Source organism: Meiothermus rufus DSM 22234 (assembly GCF_000423425.1).
GTDB lineage: Bacteria > Deinococcota > Deinococci > Deinococcales > Thermaceae > Meiothermus > Meiothermus rufus.
Map to the genome: position 1 here is coordinate 1 of NZ_AUHY01000089.1, position 7,692 is coordinate 7,692.

6 protein-coding genes and 1 pseudogene are annotated in these 7,692 nt (G+C 64.1%); 6 read left to right on the plus strand and 1 reads right to left on the minus strand.

The window, feature by feature from the left end; all coding sequences use genetic code 11:
* Window positions 1–57: 57 nt before the first annotated feature.
* Window positions 58–1,170: an XdhC family protein gene (locus G552_RS0112825; RefSeq protein ID WP_027883383.1), complete on the minus strand. Its 1,113-nt coding sequence runs from the start codon at window positions 1,168–1,170 to the stop codon at window positions 58–60.
* A 355-nt stretch (window positions 1,171–1,525) separates the two neighbouring features.
* Here G552_RS0112825 and G552_RS0112830 point away from each other — a divergent pair, with 355 nt between their 5' ends.
* The 6 genes and pseudogenes from G552_RS0112830 to G552_RS0112855 all read left to right on the plus strand — a co-directional run.
* Complete coding sequence (locus G552_RS0112830) at window positions 1,526–2,020, plus strand: (2Fe-2S)-binding protein (RefSeq protein ID WP_027883384.1); 495 nt, start codon at window positions 1,526–1,528, stop codon at window positions 2,018–2,020.
* Window positions 2,021–2,031: 11 nt separating this feature from the next.
* Window positions 2,032–4,401 carry a xanthine dehydrogenase family protein molybdopterin-binding subunit gene (locus G552_RS0112835; RefSeq protein WP_027883385.1) on the plus strand — a complete coding sequence of 790 codons (2,370 nt, stop codon included), beginning with the start codon at window positions 2,032–2,034 and terminating at the stop codon, window positions 4,399–4,401.
* Between the two features lie 9 nt (window positions 4,402–4,410).
* Complete coding sequence (locus G552_RS0112840) at window positions 4,411–5,244, plus strand: FAD binding domain-containing protein (protein WP_027883386.1); 834 nt, start codon at window positions 4,411–4,413, stop codon at window positions 5,242–5,244.
* A gap of 69 nt (window positions 5,245–5,313) precedes the next feature.
* Window positions 5,314–6,213 carry an AAA family ATPase gene (locus G552_RS0112845; protein ID WP_027883387.1) on the plus strand — a complete coding sequence of 300 codons (900 nt, stop codon included), beginning with the start codon at window positions 5,314–5,316 and terminating at the stop codon, window positions 6,211–6,213.
* Window positions 6,210–7,439 (plus strand): vWA domain-containing protein, encoded by a 1,230-nt coding sequence (locus tag G552_RS15525; protein ID WP_036270907.1) that lies wholly within the window; start codon window positions 6,210–6,212, stop codon window positions 7,437–7,439. The genes G552_RS0112845 and G552_RS15525 overlap by 4 nt, the downstream gene beginning before the upstream one ends.
* Before the next feature lie 7 nt (window positions 7,440–7,446).
* Window positions 7,447–7,692 (plus strand): annotated as a pseudogene (locus G552_RS0112855) (IS701 family transposase); the annotation flags it as partial.

The following is a 7,692-nucleotide window of genomic DNA, read 5'->3' on the forward strand; positions in this document are numbered from 1 at the left end:
GTAAACTGCACCTGGGGAACCTCCTTTCTTGGTTGGTTCCCCTCTTTTTATCCCAGCTTAGAGTCTCACATGTGTTTGTCCGGGTTCAGACAGGGCCGAAGCGGCGGCCTCGTGAATCCCAGCCTTTTTCTCGTTCAGGAAACCCCCAGCGAAACCGCGCCGCAAAGCCACAATTTCGGCCAGGGCAGCCAGGGCGATCTCCTCGGGGCTCTCTGCCCCAATATCTAGGCCGATGGGGTTGTGCAGGCGGGCGAGCTGTTCGGGAGTGGGCACGAACCCCTCGAGCCTGAGTGCCTCGAGCATCTTCTCCAGCCGGCTTCGAGGGCCCAACACCCCCACGTAGCGGGCCGGCGACTCCAGGGCAAAGCGCAGGGCCTGGCGGTCGATGTCGAGGTGATGGTTCATCACGATCACGTGCTGGCGGGGCGTAAGGGCGATTCTCTGGGCAAAGTGCTCGGGGGCCGCCTCCACCACCGTGCAGCCGGGAAACCCCTGCAACAGCTCGGGCCGGGCATCCACCACCGTCACCCGGAAGCCCAGCACCAAGGCCTGATTGGCCATGGGCTTGGCATCGTGGCCGGCCCCAAACAATACCAGCTCGGGGATGGGGCTGCTCACATCGAAGAAGACCTCGGCCTCCTGTACGTAGCGGGTAGTGGGGCGGGAGCTGCCCCGGCCCATCTGCTGGGCTAGGCGCACCACCTGGGCATGGAGCTCGGGAGGATTGATCTGGCCCTCCAAGCCGCCATCGGGGCTCAACCAAAGCCGCCCCTCTCCTCCCCCGATGACCGTGGCCATCACCATGGGCTCGGCCTCGAGGCTGGCCTCTAGCCAGCGGTGCAACAAATCCCCCCGCCGCACCGGCTCGACCCAGACCTCCACCGTACCCCCACAACCCGGCCACCAGGTTTTGTCCTGGTCGTAGTCGAAGATGGTACGCTCGGGCTTCCCTTTAGCCAGGATGTGCATGGCCCGCTCAATCATCTCCTGCTCTAGGCAACCTCCAGAGATCATGCAGGCCGAGCCCCCATCCTCGCGCACCAGCATCTTGGCCCCTTCGCGGCGGTAGGCCGAGCCAATCACCCGCACCACCGTAGCTACAGCGGTCTCTTTTCCCTCGGCCCAGGCGGCCTCGAGGGCGGCTAGTAACATCTGTGCTTCACTGGCCATAGATTGTGCCTCTGCTGTTTAGGCTACACCTATAAGCGGTGTGGGTCTTTGTAGGCAAGACACATTCTTGCGGGAATACAAAACGCGGGCTATCTTGTGTCTCTCATCGGCCCAACGGTATAGTAGTAGCAAAGTCTTTCAAGTTTGCTTTGGCAGTGTAGCTTGGTTCGGCTTTTTCGGAATACATTCAGGCACGCTATCTAACGAGGAGGGGTCGCTTGGCAGATCTAAGTTCAAAAGCCAAAAGGGTATGCGGCCGGCAAAGAGTTTCGCGTGGTCAGCCCACCGGCCCTGATCCGCCAGGAGTGCACCCCACATCAATCCAACCCAACCCGCCTTACCTCGAGGAGGAAGCATGGCAGAGAAAGTACGCATCAAACTAACGGTTAACGGCGTTGTTCACGGAAGCGAGGTTGAACCCCGACTCCTTCTGGTTCATTACCTGCGCGAGCACCTAGGCCTGACCGGCACCCACGTAGGCTGCGACACCAGCCAGTGTGGGGCCTGCACGGTGCATGTGGATGGGCAAGCGGTCAAGTCGTGCACGATGTTCGCAGTCCAGGCCGATGGGGCCAGCGTGACCACCATCGAGGGCCTGGGCAGTCCCGGCCACCTGCACCCGGTACAGGAAGGCTTCTGGGAGATGCACGGCCTGCAGTGCGGTTTCTGCACTCCAGGCATGATTATGGCCGCAGCAGACTTACTCAACAAAAACCCCAACCCCAGCGAGGCCGAGATTCGCCACGCCCTCGAGGGCAACCTCTGCCGCTGCACTGGTTACCACAACATCATCCGGGCCGTGCAGTACGCCGCAGGCAAGATGGCTCAGCGCAGCGCTGCTGACGACTAAGGGAGGAAGGTATGGCCGAAAAACTCTTTGGCAAGGCGATGAAGCGGGTCGAAGACCCCCGCTTTATCACCGGCACCGGTACCTACACCGACGACATGACCCTTCCCGGCATGGCCGAGGCCGCTATGGTGCGCTCGCCCTACGCCCACGCCCGCATCAAGAAGATTGACGCCTCCAAGGCCCTGGCTCACCCTGGAGTGCTGGCGGTCATCACCGGACAGGAGATGAAGGAGGCCGGCATTAACAGCATTCCCACCGGCTGGCTGCATCCTGGCATCAAGACCCCGCCCCACTACCCCATCACCTTTGACAAGGCCCGGCATGTGGGCGACATCGTGGCCGCGGTCGTCGCGGAAAACCGCCAGATTGCCGAGGACGCCGCCCAGATGGTGGAGGTAGAGTATGAACCCTTGCCAGCGGTCTCGCTGGGCAGCGAGGCCCTCAAGCCAGGGGCCCCAGCCGTGCACGACGACATTCCCGACAACATCTGCTTTACCTGGAGCATCGGGGACAAGGAAGCGGTAGATAAGGCCTTTGCCAGCGCCCACAAAACAGTAAAACTCAAGCTGCGCAACAACCGCCTGGTGCCCAACGCCATGGAGCCTCGGGCCAGCCTGGCCCAGTACCACAAGGCCAGCGACGAGTACACCCTGTGGACCACTAGCCAGAACCCCCATATCCACCGGCTTTTGATTGCGGCCTTCATCATGGGCATCCCCGAGCACAAGCTGCGGGTGATTGCCCCAGATGTGGGCGGGGGCTTTGGCTCCAAAATCTACCAGTACCCGGAAGAAATCATCGTGCTCTATGCGGCCAAGAAGCTGGGCCGTCCGGTCAAGTGGACCGCCCGCCGCTCGGAGAGCTTCGTGACCGACTCCCACGGGCGCGACCACGAGACCGTGGCCGAGATGGCGGTAGACCAGAACGGCAAAATCACCGCGGTGCGGGTTGAGACCATCGCCAATATGGGGGCCTACCTCACCACCTTTGCCCCCGCGGTGCCCACCTACCTCTACGGCTGCCTCTTGGCCGGCCCCTACACCACCCCCCATATCTACTGCCACGTGACCGCGCCCTTTACCCACACCACCCCGGTAGACGCCTACCGGGGGGCTGGGCGGCCCGAGGCGACCTATTTGCTCGAGCGCCTGGCCGATGTGATGGCCCACGAGCTGGACATGGACCCGGTGGAATTCCGCCGCAAGAACCTGATCCCCCCAGAGGCCTTCCCCTACCAGACCCCAGTAGCCCTGCAGTACGACTCGGGCAATTACGAGGCGGCCTTAGACAAAGCGCTGGAGATGGTGGGCTACCAAAAACTGCGGCAGGAGCAGGCGGAGTGGCGCAAGCAAGGGCGCTACATGGGCATTGGGGTAGCTACCTATATCGAGGCCTGCGGGCTGGCTCCTTCCGCTTTGGTGGGCAGCCTGGGAGCCCAGGCGGGCCAGTGGGAAAGCGCCTTGGTGCGGGTGATGCCGACCGGCAAGGTGGAGGTCTTCACCGGTACGCACAGCCACGGCCAGGGCCACGAGACGGCCTTTGCCCAGGTGGTGGCCGACGAGCTGCAGATTCCCGTGGAGGATGTGAGCATCGTGCATGGGGATACCGGACGGATGCCCTACGGCTGGGGTTCGTATGGCTCGCGCTCGGCGCCCACGGGGCTTTCGGCCATCGTGCTGGCCACCCGCAAGATCGTGGACAAGGCCAAGCGGATTGCCGCCCACCTGCTGGAAGCAGCCCCCGAGGACATCGTGCACGAGGATGGCAAGTTCATGGTCAAGGGGGTACCGGACAAGGCCAAGACCTTCTTTGAGATTGCCCTGCAGGCCCACCTGGCCCACAACTACCCCGCCGACCTCGAGCCCGGCCTCGAGGCCACCCACTTCTACGACCCCAAGAACTTCGTCTACCCCTTTGGAACGCACATCGCCGTAGTGGAGGTAGACCCCGAGACGGGCCGGGTCAAGCTGCTGCGCTACCTCTCGGTAGACGACTGCGGGCCGGTCATCAACCCCCTGATCGCCGAGGGCCAGGTGCACGGGGGCATCGCCCAAGGGCTGGGCCAGGCCCTTCTGGAAGAAGCGGTCTACGATGCGGAAGGGCAGATTCTCAGCGGCAACTTCCTAGAGTACGCCATCCCCCGGGCCGACGACTTAGTACAGATCGAGCACGACCACACCGTCACCCCCTGCCCGCACAACCCCTTGGGCATCAAGGGCATCGGCGAGGCCGGTACCATCGCTTCCACCGCGGCGGTAGCCAACGCGGTGATGGACGCCCTTCGCCCCTTCGGCATTGTGCACCTGGACATGCCCTACACCCCGCAAAAGGTCTGGCAGGCCATCCACAGCGCCCGGAAACTGGGCCAGGCCGCCGATTAGGAGGAAGCCATGTACACCGCCGAGTTTGCCTACAAAAAAGCCTCGAGCCTGGCCGAGGCCCTGCAGCTTCTGCAGCAGCACCCCGAGGCCAAGCTGCTGGCTGGGGGCCACAGCCTGATCCCGGCCATGAAGCTGCGCCTGGCTGCCCCTCCCACCCTGATCGACATCGCCAAGGTGCCCGAGCTTAGGGAGGTGCGCCTGGAAGGGAATACCCTGGTGATTGGAGCTATGGCCACCTACTATGAGGTAGAGACCCATCCCCAGGTGCGCCAAGCCGCGCCCATTCTGCCCATGGCCATTGAGCTGATTGGCGACCCCATGGTGCGAGCCAAGGGCACCATTGGGGGCTCGTTGGCCCACGCCGACCCCGCCGCCGACCTCCCTGCGGTCATGCTGGCCCTGGGGGCCCGGATGAAGGTGGTGGGCCCCAGCGGGGAGCGGGTAGTGGAGGCCGAGCGGTTCTTCAAGGGCATGTTTGAAACCGACCTGGGCGAAGGGGAAATTCTTAGTGAAATTCATGTTCCGGCCAACGCCGGTAAGCAGGCCTACGCCAAGTTCCCCCATCCGGCCAGCCGCTACGCGGTGGTAGGGGTGGCGGTGGTCATTGGCCCGGAAGGGGTGCGGGCCGCGGTCACCGGGGCCGGGAGCCACGCCATGCGCCTGACCAAGCTCGAGCAGGCCCTGGCCGGGCAGCCCCTTACCCGCGAGGCCATCGAGGCCGCCTGCCAGGGGCTTCTCCCCCCCAACGACCTCAACCACGACCTGGTGGCCTCGCGGGTGTACCGCGCCCACCTGGTCGACGTGATAGCCAAGCGGGCCTTGTTGCAGGCCGCAGGCTTATAGCCAGAGCCCTGGCGCAATTGTGAGGGGCTGAGGCCATCCGGCCCCTCCTTTTCGTGCAAATATATGAGCATGTTTCCTGCGTCTGTAGAGGCGACCCAGAAGGCCCTCGAGGCCCATCACTACATCGCCGACCGGGGCCTGGCGGTGGCGGTCTACCTGGCTTTGAAGCTGGGGCGCCCCCTGCTTTTGGAGGGGGAGCCTGGGGTGGGCAAGACCGAGATCGTAAAGGTACTGGCCCAAGTGCTCCATACCCGGCTGATTCGCCTGCAGTGCTATGAGGGGCTGGATATTAGCAGCGCCGTCTACGAGTGGGACTACGCCCGCCAGATGATGCAAATCCGGCTGATGGAGGCCAGTGGGGTACGCGAGCAGGACAAAGTACGCCACGAGGTCTTCAGTCCGGCTTTTTTGCTCAAGCGGCCCCTGTTGCAAGCCCTGGAGATGGTGGAGGGCAAGCCCCCCGTGCTGCTCATCGACGAGCTGGACCGGGCCGATGAGGAGTTCGAGGCGTTTTTGCTCGAGTTCCTCTCCGACTGGCAGATCACCGTGCCGGAAGTGGGCACCCTGCGGGCTGAGCAGCCCCCAGTGGTGGTGATTACCTCCAACCGCACCCGCGAGATTCACGATGCGTTGAAGCGCCGCTGTATGTACTACTGGATCGACTACCCCAGCTTTGAGAAGGAATACCGCATCGTGCGGGAAAAGGTGCCGGGCCTGCCGGAAAAGCTGGCCCAGCAGATCGTGGCCTTTGTGCAGGCTCTGCGTCAGCAGGACCTCTACAAGGCCCCGGGGGTGGCCGAGACCCTGGACTGGGCCGCCTCGCTTCTGGCCTTGGATGCCGTGGCGCTGGCCCCTGGGGTCATCGAGGATAGCCTGGGCGTGCTGCTCAAGTACCAAGACGACGTGGTGCGGGCCAAGCACCAGATGCAAGACCTTCTGGCCCGGGCCCAGCTTGCGCCCCAGCCATGACCGCCCAGCCCTCTGGCCAGCTTCTGGCCCATGCCGTGGCCTTTAGCCGGGCTTTGCGCGAGGAGGGCCTGGTGGTCACCCCTGGGCAGACCACCGCCTTCGCCCTGGCCCTGGGGGAGATACCCCTCTTCGACCCCGAGGCGTTTTTCTACGCCGCCCGGGCCAGCCTGGTGACCCGGCACGAGGACTACCCCCGCTTTGCCGAGGCTTTTCGCAAGTTCTGGCGTGCTTTGGGCCTCGAGCGCTTTCCCGCCGAGCTGCTCCAGCAGACCCCCCTGCCCCCCCGCAAGGACCCCAAGGCCCGACCCGGCGAGGTGGGGCGCCCCTCCCAGGAGGCTGCCGCCAGCCAGACCCGTCAGCCAGTGGTAGATCGGGCCCTTACTTTTTCCGCTACTGAGGTGCTGCGGCAAAAGCGCTTCGACCAGATGAGCCCGGAGGAGCTCGAGGCCGCGCGAAGGCTGCTTCACAACTTCGTTTGGAACCCTCCCGAGCGGCGTACCCGCCGCCTGGCCCCCAGGGGCCAGGAGCGCCTGGACCTCCGCCGTAGCTTCCGCCAGGCACTCCGGCACCAAGGCGAGCTGGTCCGCCTGGCCTGGCGCTCGCGCAAGTCCAAGCCCCGGCCCATTGTGGCCCTGGCCGATGTCTCCGGTTCGATGGAGCGTTATGCCCGGATGATGCTGCACTTTTTGCATGCCTTTGCCCTCGAGCAGACCCGCCGGGGGGTGCGTCGGGTGGAGACCTTCACCTTTGGTACCCGCCTGACCCGCATCACCCGCACCCTCAAGAAGCGCAGCGTGGACGGGGCTTTGGCTGAGGTGGGCCAGCAGGTCAAGGACTGGTCGGGGGGCACCCGCATTGGCGCCTGCCTCCATACCTTCAACCACACCTGGGCCAAACGCGTCCTGGGCCAGGGCGCCATCGTGCTGATCATCTCCGATGGCTGGGACCAGGGGGAGCCCGAGCTTTTAGCCTTCGAGATGGAGCGGCTACAGAAATCCTGCTACCGGCTGATCTGGCTCAACCCCCTGCTGGGCACCCCCGGCTACCAGCCCCTGACCCGCGGTCTGGTGGCGGCCATGCCCTACATCGACGATTTCCTGCCGGTACACAACCTGAATAGCCTCGAGCAACTAGTAGAGGTTCTGGGCCGGCTGGAGCGGCGGGCCAGCCTAATACACTTAGGAGTTACGCAGTTGCAGTTGACTGGACATTCTTCTGTGTGCTAGGAGGAGAGTGCTTAGCCAAGCTTCTCCAAAGGGGGTGATGCCCATGAACCCACCGAAGTGCGATGACCTGGACTACATCCACTTTCTCATCGCCGCTCAGCGGGTCTTCACCTGTACCGAGGCCGCTCGCTGTAGTCCAAAGGAGAAGAGCCCTCCCGCCCATGATGCCTTTACCCGCCTGCTGCAAAGACAGCCGCCCGACACGGCGGCGCTGTGGCAGGAGGCCAAGGCCTTCGTGAAGCTCAGGGAGGGG